The organism is Nocardiopsis baichengensis YIM 90130 (genome assembly GCF_000341205.1).
Classification (GTDB): domain Bacteria; phylum Actinomycetota; class Actinomycetes; order Streptosporangiales; family Streptosporangiaceae; genus Nocardiopsis_A; species Nocardiopsis_A halophila.
The window spans coordinates 1-21,201 of the sequence record NZ_ANAS01000043.1 but is presented as its reverse complement, the minus strand read 5'-3'; the positions used below and the strand labels follow the sequence as shown (position 1 = coordinate 21,201).

The window sequence follows — 21,201 nt, the reverse complement described above, 5'->3', positions numbered from 1 at the left end:
CGAACGTGCGCCGCCGACCCGCCTCGGCCAGAACCTCCTGAGCGGTCTTGTCCGTACTGCTCGTCGCCGCCTGCGCCACGTCCGCCTCTTCCCGTCACGGTCCGTCGTTCACGCCATGCGCTGTGCTCTACGCGCTACGCGCTCTCGTGGTGCTCGGCGTGAACGGCGCCGAGCCGGGCGGCGAAGTCCTCGCAGGCCTCCAGCTGCGCCCGCAGCTCGGCGCTGCGCGCCTCGGCCGCGGAGCGGTAGCCCTGGATCCGCTCCAGCAGCGCGCACCGCTCCCGGTCCTCCTCCACCCCCGCGGACAGGCGGTCGAGCGCTTCGACCAGCTCCCCGATCTCCTCAAGGGAGAAGTCCAGCGGCTTCATCCGCTTGATGAGCAGCAGGCGCTGGACGTCGTCCTCGGTGTAGAGGCGGAACCCGCCCTGCGACCGGGCCGAGGGCCGCGCCAGGCCGACCTCGCCGTAGTAGCGGATCGTGCGCAGGGACAGGCCGGTCCGCGCGGCGACCTCGCCGATCTGCATGTGCTCGGCGCCCATGCGGAGCACCTCCTCGCCAAATCTACCCTAACGTTAGGGTCGAGTCGTCGTCGGCCGCCTCCCGGGCCGATGCGTATCCGAGGGAGTGTGCCATGCCCCGCCAGATGACCTGCCCGGCCTGCGGCGAAGAGGAGGAGCTGACCGGCGAGCGCACCGCCGAGGGGATCGCGATCTCCTGCGACCGGTGCGGCGCCCGGTGGCCCCGCGACACGCCCTACACCTGCGCCTCCTGCGGCGGCCGGGACATCCATATGCGCGGTCAGGCCCTCACCCAGTTCTCCCGCGGGACGCAGCTGTCCATCGTGGGCCTGCACTACATCCCGCTGTGCGCGGAGTGCGACGCCGAGATGCTGGCCCGGGCGAATCAGCAGAAGCCGGTTCCCGGCCGGTACCGGTCGGCTGCGGCCGGCCGCGGCGGGGAGGACGACGGGCAGGAGGGGCTGTCGATCCTGCCCCGCTGAGCGCCCCGCGAAACCGCACCGCGGTCAACCCTTCCCTTACGTAAAGGTAGAGTCGGCGGTGATCCGGACGGCCGCGGTGCCGCGTCCCTTCCCCGTTCCCCGGACGCGGCACCGCCCCGCCCGGTGGCAGTTCCACCCCGACCGCGCGACGGAGGACTTCCATGGCCACCTACCGGGTCCAGACCACCGACGGCTTCGAGCGCACCCAGCGCGCGCAGCTCGTCCGCACCGATGCGAACACCCTGTACTTCGACGACCGCATCGCCGGAACCTGGCGCACCGTCCACGAGGTCCCGCTGGACCGGGTGAAGCGCCTCCAGCGCCGCTTCACCGAGAACGACGGCCGCTGGGTCTGGCTCACCGAGGCGCTTCCCGCCCCGGCGGGCACCCGCGCATGGCAGCAGACCGCGCCGGGGCGGTAGGAAGGACACGGGGCAGGACTGCCCCCGGCGGCGATTCGACCTGCGCTGAGGATCGCACCGAACCGGGCCCTCGTCCGGGGCGGGACCCGCGTCCGCCGCACAGCCTCCCCGACCCCCGCCCCCCGAGAACCACGCCGAGACCCACGAGGCTGCCCTCCTCATGTCCGAGAACGCCCCTGACCCGCACGAGCTGACGGCCGAGCGCGCCTTCCTCGACCATGCCCGCTCCGCGCTGCGGGACATGCACGCCGACGTCCTGACCACCGAGACCGTCCAGGACTCCTCCGAGGACGCCGACTACACCTTCACCAACCGCATCCTGGCCGCCGACCGCGACCGCCGCGCCAATGCGCTCGCCGACCTCCCCGACGCCCCGCTGTTCTTCGGACGCCTGGACCACCCGCCCGGGTCGGTCTTCGAGCCCGCAGCCGATGAGGCGCCCTCGCACACCCGCGCCGCCGGCGCCGACCGGGTCTACATCGGCCGCCGCCACGTCCACGACGCCCAGGGGTCGCCGATCGTGCTCGACTGGCGCGCCCCGGTCTCGGCGCCCTTCTACCGGGCCTCGGCCGCCGACCCGATGGGGGCGGTGCTGCGCCGCCGCTACGGGTTCTCCGACACCGGGGACCTCACCGCGTTCGAGGACGAGGTGCTCGACCCCGAGCACGGGGACGCGCCGGAGGGCGGCGACGGGGGCGCGATCCTGGCCGCCGAGATCGAGCGGCCGCGCACCGGCCCCATGCGCGACATCGTCGCCACCATCCAGCCCGAGCAGGACGAGCTGGTCCGCGCGCCTCTGCGCCCGGCGCTGTGCGTGCAGGGCGCCCCGGGCACCGGCAAGACCGCCGTCGGCCTGCACCGGATCGCCTTCCTGCTCTACAACGACCGGGAGCGGCTGCGCAGCGAGGGCGGGGTGGCCGTCCTGGGGCCCAACCGCTCGTTCCTGTCCTACATCCGCCGGGTCCTGCCGGCGCTCGGTGAGGTCGGGGTGCGCCAGACCACGGTGGAAGAGCTCACCGGGCACGTCGCCGTCCGCGGTGAGGACTCCCCCGAGGCCGCGCGGATCAAGGGCGATGCCCGCATGGCCGAGGTGATCCGCCGCGGCCTGTGGGCGCGGCCGGCGCCTCTGGACGACACGCTCGTCGTCTCGCGCGGTTCGCGGAAGTGGCGCCTGTACCCCGAGGACCTGGCCGCCGTCCTGGACGAGCTGCGCGGCCGCGGGATCGCCTACGGGTCGGGGCCGGGCCTGCTCTCCCAGCGCCTGGCCCACGAGGTGATGCGGCTCATCGAGGACGCCGGGGAGTCCTGCGACGCGGGCACCCTGAGCGAGCTGCGCCGCAACCGCGCCGTCACGGCGGCGGTGCGCGCCATGTGGCCCAAGGCCGAACCGGTGCGGCTGGTGCTCGACCTGCTGACCGACCCCGCGCTGCTCGCCCGCGCCGCCGAGGGGATTCTCTCCGCCGAGGAGCAGGAGGCGGTGCTGATGCCGCGCCGGCCCCGCGGTCCCAAGTCGGCGCGGTGGAGCGCCGCCGACCTGGCGCTGATCGACGAGGCCGCGGCCCTCATCGAGCGCCCGTCGGTGCTGGGCCACATCGTCGTCGACGAGGCCCAGGACCTGAGCCCCATGCAGTGCCGGGCCATCGCCCGCCGCTGCACCCGGTCCTCGATGACCGTGCTGGGCGACATCGCCCAGGCCACCGCGCCCTCGGCCGTCGCGGAGTGGCCGCAGCTCCTGGAGCACCTGGGCGTGCCGGACGCCCACCTGGCGGTGCTGGACCGCGGCTTCCGGGTCCCGGCACAGATCATCGACTTCGCCGCACAGGCCCTGCCCCACATCGCTCCGGGCCTGAACAGGCCCATCGGCGTGCGCGCCGGCGCTCCTGACGCCCTGCGGGTGTGCCGGGCCGAACCGGACACGCTGGCCGACGAGGTCGCCCAGACGTGCCGGAACGCCCTGAAGGGGGAAGGGTCGGTGGGCGTCATCGCCGCCGACGCCCAGGTGTCCCGCATCCATGAGCGCCTGCAGGCCGAGGGGCTGGAAGCCGGTGCCCTGGACGCCGACGGCGGCGACGTGCTGGAGACGGCCAGGCTGGTGTGCGTACCGGCCTCCCTGGCCAAGGGCCTGGAGTTCGACACGGTCGTCGTCGTGGAACCGGCCGCCATCGCCGACGCCGAGCAGCGCGGACTCCAAAGGCTGTACGTGGCCCTGACCCGCGCCGTCAGCGGCCTCCACGTCGTGCACACCTCGCCTCTGCCCGCCCCTTTCTCCACCGCGCAGCGAGAGGACTCGGGCCGACTCTAGAGACGGCCCTCCCCACCCGCCTCCGTGACCGGCTCCCGGCGCGCCGCGGCGATCTCATGGGCACGGCCCGGCAGGAGCGGGCTGGCGGCCAGGATGGCGACGCCGACGGCGACGAGGAACCAGGAGGCGTTCTGGAAGCCGCCGACCGCCTCGGTGGGCCCGGCGGCGGTCCCGGTCCCCGCGGCCGCGAGGATCAGGGCGGCGCAGGCCACCCCCAGCGCCCCGCCGAGCTGGTTGAGGTTGTAGAGGACGGAGCTGCCCTGGGCCACCTTGTCCTGCGGCAGCGTCCGGTACAGCGACCCCATGGTCGGCGCGCCGACCGTCCCCAGCCCCAGGCCGATGGCGAACGCGGCCAGGGCCGACCACGCCACGGCGCTCTCGGCTCCGATGAAGGTGAGGCCCGCGGCGGCGGCCGCGGCCAGCGCGGCGCCGCCCTGGACCAGGCTGCGGGCGCCCAGCCGGTCGCTGAGCCGCCCGGCGACCGGCATGGCCAGCGCCGATCCCAGCCCCAGCGGCGCCACCAGCAGCCCGGCCGCCCCGGCGCCGTGGCCGTGGACGACCTGGTAGTAGAGCGGGAGCGCGAAGAGCCCGGCGTAGGTGCCCAGGCCCACCAGTCCCTGGACGGTCACGCCGGCGGCGAAGCTCCGGCTCGCGAACAGGCGCATGTCGATCAGCGGCTCGGTGCGCCGGATCCGCAGCGCGTGCACCACGTACCCGGCGAGCAGGGCGATCCCCAGGGCGAGCGGGACGAGGACCGCCGGCACGGCGAACTCGGCGTGCTCGCCCGCCTGGGTGAGGGCCAGAACGGTGGCGGCGAAGCCGGGCGCCATCAGCAGGAACCCGGTGATGTCCAAGGGGAGCCGCGCTCCGCGCTCCTCGGGCCGGTCGCCCGGGATCACCCGGACCGCCAGGAGGAAGGCGACGATCCCGATGGGGATGTTGATGAAGAACATCGAGCGCCAGCCCATGGAGTCGAGCAGCAGCCCGCCCAGCACCGGGCCGAGCACCGGGCCCAGCGACAGGACCACGCCCATCATGCCCATGACCCGCCCCGCGCGGCCCGGGCCGGCGGCCCGGGCCAGGATCACCAGCACCAGCGGGTCGAGGATGCCGGCGCCGGCGCCCTGGAGCACGCGGAAGGCGATCAGGCTCACCACGCTCCAGGCCAGCGCCGAGGCGAGCGAGGCCGCGAGGAACAGCACGAGGCCGAACAGCCACAGTCGCTTCACGCCGTACCGGCCGACGGCCCAGCCGGTGACGGGGATGGTCACGGTGAGGGCGAGCAGGTAGCCGGTCGAGGCCCAGCTGATCACGCTGAGGGGGCTGCCGAACTCCCCGGAGAGCGTGTCGGCCGCGACGGTGACCATGGTGCTGTCGAGGATCCCCATGATCCCGCCCAGCAGGGTCGCACCGATCAGCCGCAGCAGCGCGGCGTCCAGGCGGTCGCCTCTGAGGCCCGTCATGCACACCTCGTTACGATCGATACAAAAAATTGAACCATGCGGTTCAAGATACGCCGTGCCGACCACCCCCACAACGAACGAACGAAAAAAATTGAACCTCTCGGTTCATTATTCGAGGTAACGGTGTTCAGTCGACGGGGGCCGTCGTTCCCGGCGCCCGCCGCACCGCTCGGCCGGGTCCGCGCGGAAGGACGAGGCGGGCGTGTGGCGTGCTCCCGGGCTTCACCGCGGCCGGGAGAGGGTCCGGCCGGGCGGTCTGCGGAGCGCCGGGCAGGCTTCAGGGGGGCGCGCGGATGGGTCCCCGCCGCCCCGGTTCCGGAGGCGGGCGCCCTGTTAGGCTTCCGCGCCAGAGCCGGGTCCAGCGGCCCATGCGGCCATTGACGCCCCCTGCGGTCACGGACCCGGTGCCGGCGGCGGATCCGGCCGCCGCCCCGTGTGATCCGGCTGCCACGGGAAAGAGCTGTGAACACGGAGGATGCCGTGGGAAGACGGACCGGACGGACTCTGCCGCGACTCGTTTCGGCAAGCGCCGCCCTGCTCCTCCTTCTGGCCGGGTGCGGCCTGTTCGGGACGGACGGCCAGAGCGGAAAGAGCGGTGAAGGCGGAGAGGGCGGCGCCACCGCCGGCGGGGGCGGAGAGGGCGCCTCGGCCGTCGAGCCGATCACCTCCCGGCCGACCAACTCCTGGGAGCTGCCCGGCGGGCGCGCGGAGGTGAGCCTGCACCGGGTCGACGGCGACCACATGGTCGCCCGGATGTCCCTCACCAACGAGGACGGGAACAAGCTCCATTTCGCCTCCCACCTCGCAGAGGGGTTCGGCGAGAACGAGGACTACCCCTGGGACCGCTTCTCCGGCGTCGCATGGCTGGACCCCGAAGGGCGCACCCTCCACAGGCCCTTCTACGCCGACGAGGGCGCGTGCCTGTGCAGCTCCAGCGACGGCTCCTACCTCAACTCCGAGGGCGAGACGTGGGAGGGCCACGCCGTTCTGGAGGCGCCTCCTGAGGACGTCGACGCGCTGACCGTCGTCACGCACATCGCCCTGCCGTTCGTCGACGTCCCCGTCGAGGACGGCGCCCCCGAGGTCGACGTCGCGCTCACCGGGCTGCGGGCCGTCACGCCGAGCACGGCGCTGCTCACCTACGAACTGCACAACCCGAACGACGGCACGGTGAGCGTCAACCTGGACATGTACTCCGAGCAGTGGATGGCGTTCCGATACCACGCCACGCACGCGGTGTCGCTGAGCGCCCCGGACGGCGACCGCACCTCCCACCCGCTGCGCGTCCACCCGCCCGACGACCGGTCGGACCCGTACTGCTTCTGCAGTTCCACCGCCGGGATCAACCTGGGCTCCACGCGACTGGCCGGCGGGGCCACCGGCGAGTACTACGCGATGCTCCCCATCACGCCCGGAACGACGGTCACCGACGTCACGGTCGGCCCCATGGGCACGATGGAGGGCGTGGCGGTCGCCCACTGAGCACTCGGCGGCCGGGCACCGACGGGCACCGGCGAGCGCCTGCGGCCGGCCCGGACCCCGGTCCGGGCCGGCCGTGCGGGACACGCCCCTCAGGCCCCCTCCCCCGGCGGTCTCCTGTCCCGACCGTCGACGGGCGGCGGAGGACCCGCCTCGCAAGGGGCCTCCGCCGCCCGTGTCGCAGGCGTCCCACCGGCGTCAGTCGGTGCCGCCTTCCAGGGCGGCGTGGTCGAGCATCTGGTAGTCGTCCTCCTCGACGTCCCCGCGGGAGGCGATGACCTCCGCACCGCCCTGCGGCATGGCGCCGATCAGCCCGGTCGAGGCGGCCTGGGCGGCCCCGATGACCGACCGGTGCGTGTTGCCGACGATGCCCAGCTCGGAGTACTGCTCCAGCCGGGTGCGGGAGTCGGCGATGTCGAGGTTGCGCATGGTGAGCTGGCCGATCCGGTCCACCGGGCCGAAGGCCGCGTCCTCGGTGCGCTCCATGGACAGCTTGTCCGGGTGGTAGCTGAACGCCGGTCCGGTGGTGTCCATGACCGAGTAGTCCTCGCCGCGCCGCAGCCGCAGCGTCACCTCGCCGGTGACCGCCGTGCCCACCCAGCGCTGCAGCGACTCGCGGATCATCAGCGCCTGCGGGTCCAGCCAGCGGCCCTCGTACATCAGGCGGCCCAGGCGCCGGCCCTCGTTGTGGTACTGCGCCAGGGTGTCCTCGTTGTGGATGGCGTTGACCAGCCGCTCGTAGGCGGCGTGCAGCAGCGCCATGCCCGGGGCCTCGTAGACGCCGCGGCTCTTGGCCTCGATCACCCGGTTCTCGATCTGGTCGGACATGCCCAGGCCGTGGCGGCCGCCGATGGCGTTGGCCTCCACCACCAGGGCGACCGGGTCGGTGTACTCCTTGCCGTTGATCGACACCGGGCGCCCCTGGGCGAAGCCGATCGTCACGTCCTCGGGCAGGATCTCGACCTCGGGGTCCCAGAACCGCACGCCCATGATCGGGTCGACGGTCTCCACCCCGGTGTCCAGGTACTCCAGGGTCTTGGCCTCGTGGGTGGCGCCCCAGATGTTGGCGTCGGTGGAGTAGGCCTTCTCGGTGCTGTCCCGGTAGGGCAGGCCGTGGGCCAGGAGCCACTCCGACATCTCCTTGCGGCCGCCGAGCTCGGAGACGAAGTCGGCGTCCAGCCACGGCTTGTAGATGCGCAGGTGCGGGTTGGCGAGCAGGCCGTAGCGGTAGAACCGCTCGATGTCGTTGCCCTTGAAGGTCGAGCCGTCGCCCCAGATCTGCACGTCGTCCTCGAGCATCGCCCGGACGAGCAGGGTGCCGGTGACGGCGCGGCCGAGGGGGGTGGTGTTGAAGTAGGCGCGCCCGCCCGAGCGGATGTGGAACGCACCGCACGTGAGGGCGGCCAGGCCCTCCTCGACCAGGGCCGCGCGGCAGTCGACCAGGCGCGCGACCTCCGCTCCGTACTCCCCGGCGCGGCCGGGCACCGACGCGATGTCGGGTTCGTCGTACTGGCCGATGTCGGCGGTGTAGGTGCACGGGACGGCGCCCTTGTCGCGCATCCACGCGACCGCGACGGAGGTGTCGAGCCCCCCGGAGAAGGCGATACCGACGCGCTCGCCGGTGGGCAGGGCGGTGAGAACCTTGGACATGGGAAAAGTATGCATCATTATGAATGCTCATGCAAAGCGTTTGGAGCGATCCCGCCCCGACCCGCCGGCGGTCCACGCCCGAGGCGGCGCCGGGGACCGGGCGCCACTATCCTTGTTCCGCCCCCGGCACCGGAGACGACCGCCCCACCGCGCCGACGAGGAACCCCATCCCGATGAGCACCCCTGAACCGCCCACCGCGCTGGCCGTGCGCCACCTGGCCTTCGAGGACCTGGGCATCCTCGCCCCGCTGCTGGAGCGCCGGGGCTACCGCGTCTCCCACCTCGACGCGGGCGCGGACGGCCTCGACCCGGACGCGCTGCTCGGCGCCGACCTGCTGGTCGTGCTCGGCGGACCGATCGGGGCCTACGAGACCGACGCCTACCCCTTCCTCTCCCAGGAGCTGGACGCCGTCTCCCGACGCCTGGAGACCGGTGCCCCGACGCTCGGTGTGTGCCTGGGCGCCCAGCTCATCGCGCGTGCCCTGGGCGCCGGCGTCACCGCGACGGGCCGCAAGGAGATCGGCTACGCCCCGCTCTCGCCGACGCCCGCCGGGGACGCCTCGCCCCTCAAGCACCTCGGCGGCTCCCCCGTCCTGCACTGGCACGGGGACCAGTTCGAGATCCCCGTAGGCGCGGAGCGCCTGGCCGAGACGCCCGGCTTCCCGAACCAGGCCTTCTCCCTGGGCGAGAACGTCCTCGGGCTGCAGTTCCACCTGGAGGCCGATCACACACGCATCGAGCAGTGGCTGATCGGCCACGCGAACGAGCTGGCCGCCGCGGGCCTCGACCCCCGCGCGATCCGCGCCGACGCCGCGGCCTACGGCCCGAACCTGGCCCAGGCCGCCCAGGCGGTCTTCGAGGCCTGGCTCGACGGCCTCGCCCCGCGCGCCTGAGGCCCCACGGCGCCGACCGGGGATCCCCGCACCTCCCTGAGGGGTACCGCCTGCGCCGGACCCCGTGGCCGTGCCGCCGGAGGGATGTCGCTTCCGTCCGCCCGGTTCGGCGCGGCCGACGCGCACGCATGCGGGCCTCGCAGGCGGCCGGGACCGACGCCGCGCCACCGGCCGCGAACGGTCCCGTTCCCCTTCCGCCCGGACCCCGCCCACGCATCCTCGGGGCAGCGGCGGCCCGCCGTTCGGGGTCCAGGGCCCCACGGGCGTCCCCGACCTGGCCCCGGTGGCGGAAGCACACGTCCGCCACCGGCGCCACGGGCCGTGCCTCCCCCACGTCAGCGGACCGCCTCGCACGGGCGGTGCGGCGGCTCTCCGGCCGTGCGCTCTGCCAGCCACCGGAGCACCGCCGCCGCCGTCTCCGGGGCGCCGGCCTCCAGCATGGTCAGGTGGTCGCCGCCGGTCACCGCCTCCTCGTGCGGGGGGTCCCAGGTGAACCGGTGGGCCCTGCCCTCCGCGCCGGGGGCGCCCGCCTCGGGCCGCAGCACCAGGGCCGGCGCCGCCACCGGCCCCGGCTCCCAGCCCCGGAACAGCGCAAGGTGGCCGCCGCTGGCGGTCGCCCGGGCGTCGTCGCCCAGACGCATCTCCTCCTCGCGCTCCAGCAGCACCCGGCCCGCCACCTCGTGCAGCCGCTCGTCGTCCGGCATCGGCGGGTCCAGCAGCACCAGGCCCTCCGGCGGCACGCCGGTGCTCTCCAGCTGCCCGGCCAGCGCGTGCGCCGCCCACGCCCCCGACGACCTGCCCACCAGCGCGAACCTGCGCCCGTCCACCGCCGCGCGGACGTTGCGCGCGTGCAGCTCGGTCAGGGCGTCCACCGCCGCCGGCAGCCGCTCGCCCGGGGAGAAGCCCGGGTGCGTCAGCCCCAGCACCTCGGCCCGCCCCTCCAGGGCCGCCGCGAACCGCGCGTACTCGTGCGGCCCCGAGTTCATCAGCAGGGACGGCACGCACACCAGCACCGGGGCCGCGGAGGAGCCGCCGGCCTCCGCGAGGCGCTTGGGCGGGGGCACGTCCCCGGCGTCCAGGGCCGACTCGAACACCGGGCGCAGGGCCGCCGCGGCCTCCAGCATCCGCAGCCCGTCCCCGGCCCGCCCCGTCCGGCAGGCCCGGAGCATCAGGTCCACCAGGCCGTGCCCGTCACGGGAGGGCGCCCCCTCCCCCTCGCGCGGCGGCCGCCCCGCCCGGTCCGCGGAGGCCTCGGGGCCGCCCTCGAACGCCTCCCCCTGAGCCTGCGGGGCGGCCGCCGCCAGCACCTGCGCCAGGTGGGCGGCCAGCCGCTCCGGCGTCGGGTGGGCGAAGGCCAGCCCGGCCGGGAGCCGGCGCCCCAGCTCGGAGGCGAGCCGGTTGCGCAGCTCGACCGCGGTCAGCGAGTCGAACCCCGACTCCAGGAACTCGGCGTCGGCGGACACCGCCGCGGCGTCGCCGTGCCCGAGGACCTCGGCGGCGTGCCCGCGCACCGCCTCCAGCAGTGCGTCGCGCCGCTCGTCCTCGGGGAGGCGGGCGAGAGCGGCCGGGTCCCGCCGGGGCCGGACGCCCTCCCGCGCGGCCGCGCGCAGCGTGCGCCGGCGCGTCCGCGCCGGCGCCGCCAGGTCGCCCAGCACCGGGGCGAGCGCGCCGGTGCGGCGGGCGTGCGCGCGCGGCCCCGAGGGGTCGAACAGCATCGGCACCAGGTGGGTCCGCTCCCCCGCCAGGCCCGTGTCGAGCAGGCCCGTCCCGGCCTCGGCGGGCATCGGCACCAGTCCCGCGCGCACCATGCGCGCCCGGTCGGCGCGGCCCAGGCGGCCCGCGGGCCCGCTCTCCACGTCCCACAGCCCCCAGGCCAGGCACACCGCGGGCAGCCCGAGCGCGGCCCGGTGCGCGGCCAGCCCGTCGAGGAAGGCGTTGGCGGCGGCGTAGGAGCCCTGCCCTGCGCTGCCGAGGACCCCGGCCGCCGAGGAGAAGAGAACGAACGCCGCCAGATCGGTGCCGAGGGTGAGCTCGTGCAGCGCCCAGGCGGCCTCGGCCTTGGCCGCGAACACGCGCGCGGACCGCTCGGGGGTCTCGGCCTCCACGGTGGCGTCGTCCACGACGGCGGCCGCGTGGAAGACGCCGGTGAGCGGATGCTCCCCGGGCACCGAGTCCAGCACCCGCCTCAGCGCGTCCCGGTCGGCCGCGTCGCACGCCTCGACCCTGGCCTCGGCCCCCAGGGCGCGCAGGTCCTCCACCAGGCGCCGGGCGTTGGGGGCGCCGGGCCCGCTCCGGCTCAGCAGCAGCAGGCGGCGCACGCCGTGCTCTTTGACCAGGTGCTCGGCGACGAGCCCGCCCAGGGCGCCGGTCCCCCCGGTGACCAGGACGGTTCCGCCGGGGTCGAGCGGCCGCGGCACGGTGAGCCCGATCTTGCCGGTGTTCAGCCCCAGCTGCAGGCGGCGCAGGCCGGCGTCGATCTCGCCCACCGGCATGCAGGCGGCCGGAAGCGGGCGCAGCCGCCCCCGCCCGAACAGGGACAGCAGGTCGGCGAGCATGGCTCCGATGCGCTCGGGCGCCACCTTGGGCAGCTCAAGGCCGTGGTAGCGCACACCGGGGTGCTCGGCCGCCACCCGGGCGGGGTCGCGCAGGTCGGTCCGGCCCAGTTCGACGAAGCGGCCGCCGCGCGGCAGCAGCCGCAGCGAGGCCTCCAGCATCGGGCCGGTCAGGCAGTTGAGCACCGTGTCCATGCCGCGCCCGCCGGTGGCCTCCAGGAACCGGTCGGCGAAGTCCGGGGTGCGGGTGTCGGCGATCCGCTCCTCGGGCAGCCCCGCCGCGCGCAGCAGGTGCCGCTTGTGCCCGGCGGCGGTGGCGAAGACCTCGGCCCCCAGGTGGCGGGCGAGCCGGACGGCCGCCATGCCGACGCCGCCGGTGCCCGCGTGCACCAGCACCCGCTCGCCGGGGCGCACGGCGGCCGTGTCCGCCAGCGCGTGGTAGGCGGTCAGGAACACCCCCGGACTGGTGGCGGCCTGCGCCAGGGTCCAGTCGTCGGGGATGCGGGCCAGCATGCGCCGGTGCGCGGTGCCCACCGGGCCGACCGCGCCCACCACCAGGCCCATCACCCGGTCGCCGGGCGCCAGGTCCGTCACGCCGGGGCCGACCCCGGTGACCACGCCGGCCGCCTCGAACCCGATCGGCTCCCCCGCGCCGAAGTAGCCCAGGGCCAGCAGCAGGTCGCGGAAGTTCAGCCCGGCGGCGCGCACCTCGATGCGCACCTGGTCGTCCCCGAGCGGGCCCTCGGCCCCCGGGTGGGGGCGGCGCTCCAGCCCGGCGGTGCGGCCGCTGCCGTCGGGGACCAGGCGCCAGGCGCGGTCGGCGGGGTCGGCGGGCGGCCGGGGCTCCGGCGGGGCCAGCCGCGGCACCAGCACGCGGCCGTCGCGCACCGCGGCCTGGGGCTCGCCGGCGGCGAGCGCGGGCGCCGGGTCGGCGCCGCCGGGCGCGGCGGGGTCGGTGTCGACCAGCAGGAACCGGCCGGGGTGCTCGGTCTGGGCCGTGCGCAGCAGCCCCCACACCGCGGCGCCGGGCAGGTCGGGCACGTGCTCCCCGGGGCGGGTGGCCACCGCCCCGCGGGTGACCAGGGCCAGGCGGCCGGCGGCGAAGCGGTCGTCGGCCAGCCACTCCTGCAGGAGGCGGAGCGTGCGCCGGACCGCGCCGCGGGCGTCGGCGCCCGGGTCTGCGCAGGGGGAGCCGCCGCGAGGCCGGGGGATGCCGCCGGCGGCGGGCACCGGTACGGCCACCACGTCCGGGGCGGGGGCGCCGGCGTCCAGGTGCGCGGCGAGCGCGGCCAGGTCGGCGTGGGCGCCGGCGCCGGCGGGGGCGGGCAGGCCGCCGAGGAAGGCCCAGTCGGCGGCGCCCTGGCGGGGGACGGCGTCCTGCTCGGGGAGGGGGCGCCAGTCGATCCGGTAGGCCGCGGCGCCGGCGGCTTCGGCGGCCGAGGCTCCGGCCGCCTCGCGCATGGTGAGGGCGTCGGCGGTCAGGACCGGCGCGCCCGCGGGGTCGACGGCGGTGACGCGGTGGACCCCGGGCGCGGTCTCGGTGATCCGTACCCGCAGGGCGCGGGCGCCCACGGCGTGCAGGCGGACGCCCTCCCAGGAGAAGGCCATCCGCACCCGCCCGGCGGGCCGGTCCCGCACGTCGCCGACGGCGCCGCGCACCTCGGGCAGTGCGGCGATCATGGCGTGCAGGCAGGTGTCGAGCAGGGCCGGGTGGAGGCCGTAGCCGTCCTCTTCCAGACTGTCGGGAAGCCGGACCTCGCCGTAGACGTCGGAGCCGGCCCCCTCGCCGCGCACCCAGGCGCGCCGGAGCCCCCGGAACGCGGGCCCGTAGTGGTACCCGAGCTCGGCCATGCGCGCGTAGGAGGGTTCCAGCGGGATCTCCTCGGCCCCGGGCGGGGGCCACTGCGCGGGCAGGTCGGGGTGGTGGAGGGGCCGGGCATGGACGGGCCGGGCAGGGTGCGCGGCAGAGGAGGGTTCCGCCCTCGCAGGGCCGTCGGAAGCAGGGCCGCTCACAACACGGCCTCCTGAGGATGCGGGCGCGCCAGGAGGCGCTCCCCCCGGACCGGGCCCCGACACCGGTTCGCTTCCGGGGACGGGTTCCGTCCCTCGTTCAGGCCCTCCGGGGAGACCCGGATGTCCGGTGGGTCCCGGCGCAGCCCCGGGAGCACCGAGCGGCGCCCCACCGGCGCTCTCCCGCCCGACGCCTGCACTCGGCGCGTGCTGCTTCGGCACGCCTGCCGAGCCGGGCGCCTCACGGCCCCGGCCCGAGACGGAGCCGGGCCCGGTGCGCTCCGCTGGATCCGTGCTCCCGGCTTCGGAGGGAACGGGGTCCCCGGTGCGGACACCGTCAGTGCCGTCAATGCTGTCAGTGCCGTCAGCGCCGTCAGCGTCGGCTTCGCCTTCCCCGGCGGCACCGGCGGGCCCCTCCGCCGCGGTGCCCTCGGCGTGCAGGCGCCACTCGCCGTCGGCCTCCCGCGAATGGAGCCTCAGGCGCCATGTCCCCGGCTCCGGGCCGGGCACGGCCTCGGCGTGCAGGCGCACGTCGCCCGTCGCGGGGATCCACAGCGGCGCCAGCAGTTCCAGGCTCTCCACCACCGGCGCCCCCACGGCGGCCGCCGTGTGCAGGGCGAGGTCGAGCAGGCCCGTTCCGGCCAGCAGCGGCCGGCCTCCGGTGCCGTGCTCGGCCAGCCACGGCTGGTCGGCCAGGCCGAGCCGCCCCGTCAGGACCGTCCGGTCCCCCTCCGGGCTCTCGACCGCCGCGCCGAGCATGGCGTGGCCCCCCTCGTCCAGTCCCGCCGCCGCCAGGTCGCCCCGGGGCCGCGCAGGCCGCAGGCGGTACTCCTTCCTCTGGAAGGGGTAGGTGGGCAGCTCGGGATGGGGGCCGCGCGCCTCGGGGAAGAGCCCGTCCCAGTCCGGGCGCGCACCGCCGCGGTGCGCCTCGGCCAGCGACACCAGGAACCGGTCGGCGCCCCCGTCCCCGCGCGCCAGGGTCCCCACCGCGGTTCCGGCGCCGTCCAGGGTCTGCGCCAGCCCGACCCGCGCCACCGGGTGCGCCGACACCTCGACGAACAGGCCCGCCCCCGCCTCGGCCGCGCGGGCGACCGCCGGGGCGAACAGCACCGGGTGCCGCAGGTTCCGGTACCAGTACTCGGCGTCCAGCTCCGCGCCGTCGACCGGCCCCGCCGTCACCGAGGACAGCAGCGGCACCCGGGCGGTGCGCGGGGCCACGGCGCCGATGCCCGCCAGGAACTCCGCGCGCACCTCCTCCACCGCGGGCCCGTGCGCCGCGAAGAAGACCGCGAGCCGCTTGCTGTGCACCCCCTGGCCCGCGCACCAGGCCTCCAGCCGCTCCAGGTCCCCGCGGGCGCCGCTGACCACCACGGACTCGGGCCCGTTGATGGCCGCGGGGGCCAGCTCGGCACCCTGCGCGGCGATCCACTCCTCGATCCGCCCGACCGGGAGCCCGACCGAGGCGGCGGCGCCGCGCCCCGCCAGCGCCAGCAGTGCGCGGCCCCGGACGGCGATGATCCGCGCGGCGTCCTCCAGGGACAGCGCGCCGGCGGCGCAGGCGGCGGCGATCTCCCCCTGCGAGTGGCCGATGATCGCCTCGGGGCGCACCCCGCACGACTCCCACAGGGCCGCGAGGGAGACCATCATGCACCACAGCACCGGCTGGACGACGTCGTCGCGGTCGAGCGCGGGCGCCCCCGGGTCCCCGCGCAGGACGGCCAGGGGCTCGAAGTCCACGTGCGGGCGGAGCGCTTCGGCGCACGCACCCATCCTGCGGGCGAACACGGGGGAATCGCGCAGCAGGTCCCGCGCCATGCCCTCCCACTGCTGCCCCTGGCCGGGGAAGACGAAGGCGGTGGTCCCCGCCGCGGAGGCGCGCCCGCCGGGGACCAGGCGCACCCCCTCGGGCACCGTGTCGGAGGCGGTGCCCGAGGCGGTGCGCCCTTCGGCGAGCGCCCGCAGCCCGGCGCGGAGGCCTCCGGTGTCGCGGGCCACGACGGCGGCGCGGTGCTCGAAGGCGGTACGCGCGCACGCCAGGGCCCGTCCGACGGCCGCGGGGCCCTCCCCTGCCCCGGGCCGGTCGAGCCGGGCGTCGAGCCGGCGGGCCTGCTCGGCCAGCGCCTCGGGGGTACGGGCCGACAGCACCCACGGCAGCGGCCTGCCCGGCCGGGGCGCGAAGGGGAGCGCCGTGGACGGGGGGCCGGTATCCGCCCGCGGCCGTTCCCGCCCGCCCTCCTCCGGCGCGGTGCTCTCGTCCCGGTGGCCGGCCGCCGGTCCGGGGGCCTCCTCGTCGGCGGCCTCTTCGGGGACGGGGGCCTCCTCCAGGATCACGTGGGCGTTGGTGCCGCTCACCCCGAACGACGACACCCCGGCCCTGCGCTCCCGCCCCGGCTCCTGGGGCCACGGCTCGTTCGCCGCCACCGCGCGCACCGTGCCGTCCCACTGCACGTGCGGGCTCGGCGCGTCGATGTGCAGGGACGCGGGCAGCTCCTGGTGCCGGAGCGCCATCACCGTCTTGATGATCCCCGCGGCGCCCGCCGCCGCCTGGGTGTGCCCGATGTTGGACTTGACCGACCCGATGCGCAGCGCCCGCTCGGGATCGCGCCCGCGCCCGTAGGCCGAGGCCAGGGCGTGCGCCTCGATCGGATCCCCCAACCGGGTCCCCGTCCCATGCGCCTCGACCACGTCCACGTCCTGCGGCGACAACCCCGCATCCGCCAACGCCGCACCGATCACCCGCTCCTGAGCCGGACCGCTCGGCGCCGTCAACCCGTTCGACGCCCCGTCCGAGTTCACCGCCGAACCCCGCACCACCGCCAACACCCGGCGACCCCGCCGCACCGCATCCGACAACCGCTCCAGCATGACCAGGCCGACGCCCTCGGCGAAGCCCGTGCCGCCCGCCGACGCCGCGAAGGCCCGGCAGCGCCCGTCCGGCGACAGCGCGCCCTGCCGCGAGAACTCCTCGAACAGCGACGGCCCGTTCATCACGGTGACGCCGCCCGCCAGCGCGCCGTCGCACTCGCCGCCGCGCAGCGCCCGCACCGCCAGGTGCACCGCCACCAGCGACGACGAGCAGGCCGTGTCGACCGTCATGGTGGGCCCCTCCAGGCCCAGGGCGTAGGCCACCCGGCCGGCGACCACGCTGCCGACGGTCCCGGTCAGCAGGTGCCCCTCGGCCTCCTCCTCGGCGCCGGCCGCGCGCTCCCGGTAGTCCAGGTGGCTCACCCCCGCGAAGACGCCGGTGCGGGTGCCGCGCAGCGACACCGGGTCCACCCCGGCCCGCTCCACCGCCTCCCACGCCGTCTCCAGCAGCAGCCGCTGCTGCGGGTCCATCGCCGCCGCCTCGCGCGGGCTGATCCCGAAGAACCCCGCGTCGAACCCGTACGCCCCCTCCAGGAAGCCCCCGGTGTCCGCGTAGCCGCGCACCTCCCCCCAGCCCCGGTCCCCGGGGAAGGGGGCGACGGCGTCGGTGCCGTCCCGCACCAGGGACCACAGCCCCTCGGGGGTGTCCGCGCCGCCCGGGTAGCGGCAGGCCATCGCCACGACCGCGATCGGTTCGCGGCGCGCCTCCTCCAGCTCGCGCAGGCGCCCGCGGGTGCGGCGCAGGTCGGCGGTGGCGCGCTTGAGGTAGTCGAGGAGTTTCGCATCGTCGGCCATGCGGTGTCTCCGTTCGGGGATATCGGGGGGATACGGCGCCGGTCAGGCGCCGCCGAGTTCCTCGTCGATGAGGGCGAACAGCTCGTCGCGGGTGGCCGAGGTCAGTCCGGTGAGCAGCGCCTCCAGCCGCCCCTCGGCCCCGGTCCGCGCGGACGCCCCCTCCTGCAGGCCCGGCAGCACCTCCTCCAGCACCGCCAGCGCCCGCTCCAGCCTCTCCTCGTCTCCTTCCCTCCCGGAGGCCTCCGGTGCGGGCCCCTCCCGCTCCGGAGCGGCCCCCGGCAGCAGCCCCTCCAGGTGGGCGGCGAGCGCCGCCGGCGTCGGGTGGTCGAAGACGACCGAGGCGGGCAGGGGCTCCTCCACCGCCGCCGCCAGCCGGTTGCGCAGCTCCAGGGCGGTGACCGAGTCGGCCCCCTGGTCCTTGAAGCTGCGGTCCTCGGCGACGCCTCCGGGCGCGCGGTACCCCAGGACCGACGCCGCCTCGGCCCGCACCGCGCCCAGCAGCAGGCGGCGGCGCTCGGCGCGCCCCTCCCCCTCCAGGCGTGCGCGCAGCCCCGCGGCGCCTTCCGTGTCCGCGCCGCCGCCCCCGTCCGCGCCGCCGCCCCCGTCGGGGGTGCGGGCGGCCTCGGGGATCCGGTCGAGCAGGGTGGAGGACCGCACCGCGGTGAAGGCGGCCGGGAAGCGCGACCAGTCGATGCGCGCCACCGCCACCGCCGTGTCCCGGTGCTCCACCGCCCGCCGCAGCGCCGCCGCGGCGGTGCGGGCGCCGATGCCGGGCAGCCCGTGGCGGACCAGCCGCTCCCCGCTGCCGTCGGCCGCCATGCCCTGGTCGGCCCAGGTCCCCCAGGCCACCGAGACCGCCTCCAGCCCCATCCCGCGCCGGTGGTGGGCGAGGGCGTCGAGCACCGCGTTGCCGGGCGCGTAGTTGGCCTGCCCGGCGACGCCGACCAGCGCCGCCGCCGAGGAGAACAGCACGAACGCCTCCAGGCCGGCCCCGTGGGTGAGCTCGTGCAGGTTGAGGGCGCCGACCGCCTTGGCGCGCAGGGCCCCCTCCATGCGCTCGGGGGTGAGTGCGTCGACCGGGGCGTCGTCGAGCGCGGCGGCGGTGTGCACGACGGCGGTCAGCGGACGGTCGCCGGGGACACCGTCCAGCACCCGGGCCAGCGCCTCCCGGTCGGCCACGTCGCAGGCGGCCAGCGTGGTCCGCGCGCCGAGGGCGCGCAGCTCCTCGGCGAGGGCGGCGGCGCCGGGCGCCTCCGGTCCGCGCCGCCCCACCAGCAGCAGGTGCGGGGGGTCGTCGCCGGAGGCGAGCCACCGCGCGGTCTGCGCCCCCAGCGCCCCGGTGCCCCCGGTGACCAGCACCGTCCCCGACGGCCGCCACCGCCGTGCCGGGGCCGCCCCCGCCAGGGGCGCGCGCACCAGCCGCCGGGCCAGCAGGCCCTGCGGGCGGACCGCGAGCTGGTCCTCCCCGTCCGTGCGGGCCAGCGCCGCGCACAGCGCCCCCAGGTCGCGCTCGCCCGGGGCGGGCGGCAGGTCGACCAGTCCGCCCCAGCGGTCGGGGTGCTCCTGGGCGGCGACCCGCCCCAGCCCCCACACGGCCGCGTCCCACGGGTCGGCGATCCGGTCGCCGGGCGCGGCCGCCACCGCGCCGGAGGTGAGGCACCACAGCGGCGCGGACACGCCCGCCTCGCCCAGGGCCTGCAGCAGCGCGGCGGTGGCGGCGGGCCCGGGCGGCACCGCGGGCGCACCGTTGGTCCCCGCCCCCGCCCCCGGGGCCTGCACGGACACCACCCCGGCGACCGGGCCGGGGACGTCGGCGAGGGCGCGGCGCAGCTCCCGGCGCCCGCCGCCGGGCCCGACCCCGATATGCACGGTCCGCGCGCCGTGCGCCTCCATCCGGCGGGCGCAGGCGCGGGCCGTGGCCTCCCCGGCGCCGCCCGGCTCGGCCACTAGCAGCCAGGTGCCCTCCAGGGCGACGCGCTCGGGCGCGGGGATCCGCACCCACTCCTCCTTGTAGCGCAGCGCGTCCTGCTCCCGGTCGGCGCCGCGGCGCCGCCGCCAGTCGGCGAGCGCGGGCAGCACCGCCTTGAGCGGCTCGTCCCCGTCCACGCCGATCACCTCGGCGATCCGGTGGGCGTCCTCCCGGTCGACGGCCTCCCAGAACGCCCCCTCCTCGGGGTCGGCCGCCAAGGCGGGGCCCGTCGGCGCGGGGGCGGGCCCCAGCCAGTGCCGCCGCCGCTGGAAGGGGTAGGTGGGCAGGGGCACCGTGCGCGGTCCGGTGCCGCCGGTGCCGCCGTTCCCGCCGGTGCCGTCGGTGCCGTCGGTGCCGCCGGCGAAGAAGCCGGACCAGTCGATGCGGGCGCCGCGGGTGAAGGCCGCGGCGGCCGCGGCGAGCAGCCTGCCGCCCCCGGCGGCCCGGCGGGGATCGGCGGCGGCGCCGCGGACCAGCGCCTCGCCCACCGCCGCGGTGAAGCGGTCGCCGCCCCCCTCCCCCCTGCGCAGTGTGCCCACGGCGGCGCCCGGGAGGCCGGCGTCCTCCAGGGTCGCCCACACCGCGGGCGTCACCGCCGGGTGGGGGGCGACCTCGATGAACAGGCCGCGGCCGGACTCGGCCAGGGCGCGCACCACCGGGGCGAACCGGACCGTGCTGCGCAGGTTGCGGTACCAGTAGGCGGCGTCGAGCCGCTCCCCCTCCAGGGGGCGGCCCAGCAGGGTGGAGTGGAAGGGCACCTCGGGGGTGCGCGGCGCGATCCGCGCCAGGGCCTCCTCGACCCGGGCGCGCACCGGTTCGACCAGCGGCGAGTGCGAGGCGTAGTCCACGTCGACCCGGCGCGCGTCCACCCCGGTCCGGTCGCACTCGGCTAGCAGGGCCTCCACGGCCTCCACCGTTCCGGACACGACGGTGGAGCCGGGGCCGTTGAGCGCGGCCACGTGCACGGGCGCGCCCAGCTCCCGCACCCGGTCCTCGGGCAGGGCGAGGGCCGCCATGGTGCCGGTGCCGGCCAGCTCCACCAGGGCGGCGCTGCGCAGCGCGGCCACGGCGGCGCCGTCCTCCAGGGACAGGGCCCCGGCGGCGCAGGCGGCCGCGATCTCGCCCTGGGAGTGGCCGACGACGGCCGAGGGGGCGATCCCGTCGGCGCGCCAGGCCTCGGCGAGGGCGACCATCACCGCCCACAGCGCGGGCTGGACGACGTCGACCCGGGAGAGCGGCGCCGCCCCGGGATCGCCGCGCAGGACGGCCATCGGGTCGAAGTCCACGTGCGGGCGCAGGGCCTCGGCGCAGTCGTGGGCGGCCCGGCGGAAGGCGGCCGAGTCGCGGAGCATGCCGGCGGCCATGCCCTCCCACTGGGTGCCCTGCCCGGGGAAGAGGAACACCGGCCCGTCGGGGTCGTGGCGCGGCGGGCAGCCCCCGGACCCGTGGCCGGCGGGCGAGACGGAACGCCTGGGCTGCCGCTCGGCACCGGTGTCCTCGGGGACGCCCCCGTCACCGTCGCCGGCACCGCCGGCACCGCCGACGCCCTCGGCGCCCCCGTCCACGGCGGCGCCCTCCAGCGGGTCCTCGCCCCGGGCCACCTTGGCGAGCCCGTCCAGGAGCCCGGCCCGGTCGTCGGCCAGGACCACGGCGCGCTCGGACAGCGCGGCACGGGTCGTGGCGAGGGAGTAGGCCACGTCCACCGGGCGCAGGCCCGCATCGCCGCGGACGTGGTCGGCGAGCCTCGACGCCTGCTCGCGCAGCGCCTGCCGGTCGGCCGCCGAGACCACGAACGGCCAGG

General features: G+C 76.9%; 10 protein-coding genes. 5 read left to right on the top strand and 5 right to left on the bottom strand.

Going from position 1 to position 21,201, the window contains the following annotated elements; translation table 11 throughout:
* Nucleotides 1–134 precede the first annotated feature (134 nt).
* Complete coding sequence (locus tag C892_RS0127235) at nt 135–539, bottom strand: MerR family transcriptional regulator (RefSeq protein WP_017539447.1); 405 nt, start codon at nt 537–539, stop codon at nt 135–137.
* Between the two features lie 92 nt (nt 540–631).
* Here C892_RS0127235 and C892_RS0127230 point away from each other — a divergent pair, with 92 nt between their 5' ends.
* The 3 genes from C892_RS0127230 (at nt 632) to C892_RS0127220 (ending at nt 3,724) form a co-directional block, all read left to right on the top strand.
* The gene (locus C892_RS0127230; RefSeq protein ID WP_017559796.1) at nt 632–1,000 is read left to right on the top strand and encodes a hypothetical protein; all 369 of its coding nucleotides are present in this window, start codon (nt 632–634) and stop codon (nt 998–1,000) included.
* Between the two features lie 161 nt (nt 1,001–1,161).
* Nucleotides 1,162–1,422, top strand: a complete 261-nt coding sequence (locus tag C892_RS0127225) for a hypothetical protein (RefSeq protein ID WP_017539445.1) — start codon at nt 1,162–1,164, stop codon at nt 1,420–1,422.
* 160 nt (nt 1,423–1,582) lie between these two features.
* A complete protein-coding gene (locus C892_RS0127220; RefSeq protein ID WP_017559795.1) occupies nt 1,583–3,724 on the top strand; it encodes a HelD family protein in 2,142 nt (713 codons plus the stop codon).
* Here the strand turns inward: C892_RS0127220 and C892_RS0127215 are convergent.
* Nucleotides 3,721–5,187, bottom strand: a complete 1,467-nt coding sequence (locus tag C892_RS0127215) for a DHA2 family efflux MFS transporter permease subunit (RefSeq protein ID WP_017559794.1) — start codon at nt 5,185–5,187, stop codon at nt 3,721–3,723. The two genes, C892_RS0127220 and C892_RS0127215, sit on opposite strands and share 4 nt — an antisense overlap.
* Nucleotides 5,188–5,667: 480 nt before the next feature.
* Between C892_RS0127215 and C892_RS29730 the strand changes: the two genes are divergently transcribed.
* Nucleotides 5,668–6,669: a hypothetical protein gene (locus C892_RS29730; protein WP_152513484.1), complete on the top strand. Its 1,002-nt coding sequence runs from the start codon at nt 5,668–5,670 to the stop codon at nt 6,667–6,669.
* A 195-nt stretch (nt 6,670–6,864) separates the two neighbouring features.
* Here C892_RS29730 and argG read toward each other — a convergent pair whose 3' ends face one another.
* Nucleotides 6,865–8,316, bottom strand: coding sequence for an argininosuccinate synthase (argG, locus tag C892_RS0127205; protein WP_017559792.1), 1,452 nt, complete (start codon nt 8,314–8,316; stop codon nt 6,865–6,867).
* 173 nt (nt 8,317–8,489) lie between these two features.
* Here argG and C892_RS0127200 point away from each other — a divergent pair, with 173 nt between their 5' ends.
* On the top strand, nt 8,490–9,209 hold the full coding sequence (locus C892_RS0127200; protein ID WP_017559791.1) for a glutamine amidotransferase: 720 nt from the start codon (nt 8,490–8,492) through the stop codon (nt 9,207–9,209).
* 335 nt (nt 9,210–9,544) lie between these two features.
* Here the strand turns inward: C892_RS0127200 and C892_RS0127195 are convergent, their stop codons facing one another.
* Nucleotides 9,545–17,431, bottom strand: a complete 7,887-nt coding sequence (locus C892_RS0127195; protein ID WP_017559790.1) for a type I polyketide synthase — start codon at nt 17,429–17,431, stop codon at nt 9,545–9,547.
* Between the two features lie 42 nt (nt 17,432–17,473).
* The coding region (locus C892_RS29725; RefSeq protein ID WP_017559789.1) for an SDR family NAD(P)-dependent oxidoreductase at nt 17,474–21,201 on the bottom strand (3,728 nt) is incomplete at its 5' end.